At 45.4% G+C, this 1159-nt stretch carries 1 protein-coding gene; it reads left to right on the top strand.

What is annotated here, in order from left to right:
• On the top strand, nt 1-1066 hold a 1066-nt coding region (locus tag ACWHAR_RS22450; RefSeq protein ID WP_452087876.1), incomplete at its 5' end, for an MFS transporter.
• Between the last annotated feature and the right edge of the window lie 93 nt (nt 1067-1159).

The raw sequence follows: 1159 nt of genomic DNA, 5'->3' as shown, positions 1-1159 counted from the left end.
TATCAGTATTTACGGCGTTATGATTTTTATCGGTGCGCCGCTTTTGGTTCCATTAGGCGATAAATACTCCAGAGAACTGAGCTTATTAGCCGGGCTTATGATCTTTATCATAGGAACGGTGATATGCGCTTTGGCTCAAAATATTTTTTTCTTCTTTTTAGGCCGGGCGCTTTCGGGATTGGCTGCGGGGGCGTTTGTTCCGACCGCTTACGCAGTTGTCGGTGATCGTGTCCCTTATACATACCGGGGCAAGGTGATGGGACTGATCGTTTCAAGCTGGTCGCTGGCGCTGATTTTCGGAGTGCCGCTCGGATCATTTATCGGCGGCGTCCTGCATTGGAGATGGACGTTTTGGATTTTCGCCTTGATGGGTGTTTTAGTTGTCCTGCTGATTCTCCTTGAAATGCGCCGCCATGCCCAACATAAAAACAGCGGCAAGGAAGAAATAGAAGAGCCGGCAGGAACATTCCGGGATGCGCTGAAAGTCCCTCGTGTACCTGTTTATATCACAATAACCTTTTGTAATATGATTGGTTTTTACGGTATGTATTCCTTTTTAGGCACCTATCTTCAGGACGTTTTTACCGGAGGAAACACGGCTGCGGGCTTATTTATCATGATTTATGGAATCGGGTTTTCCATGAGTGTGATTACAGGAAAGATAGCCGACCGCATCGGAAAAAAGCGCTCCCTTTTGATTGCGCTGGGGGTCATCAGCGTTCTGCTGGCGTGTTTACCATATGCGCCGGCGTCTATGTTTCTGTTAATCGCCAGCCTATTTATTTGGGGATTAATGCAAAGTTTGACGGTGACGCTGCTCAGCACCATTTTGAGTGACTGCTCAGAGCGTCATCGCGGAAAAGTCATGGTGTTTTACAGCCTCGCCTCGAATCTGGCCGTGACATTAGGTTCTGCTTTAATGGGACCCGTATATGTAGCATACGGCTATGCAGCTGTCGGATTGATTTGCGCAGCCATCACAGTCCTCGGATTTGTGCTCAGTGTATTCGCATATAAAAAGTACGGCAAACTTGAGCAGAAGGCCGATCAGTCCTTATTTCAATAAACAAAGTTTCTAAATTCCTATAATTAAAAACCCTTTTTAAAGGGTTTTTTTGTTTGTATGGGAATAATTATCAATATTTTCAAAAAACATTGA

The sequence above is a fragment of the Bacillus sp. LR--39 genome, from assembly GCF_053613335.1.
The sequence above is the reverse complement of the archived record's forward strand: the minus strand, read 5'-3'. Positions and strand labels throughout refer to the sequence as shown.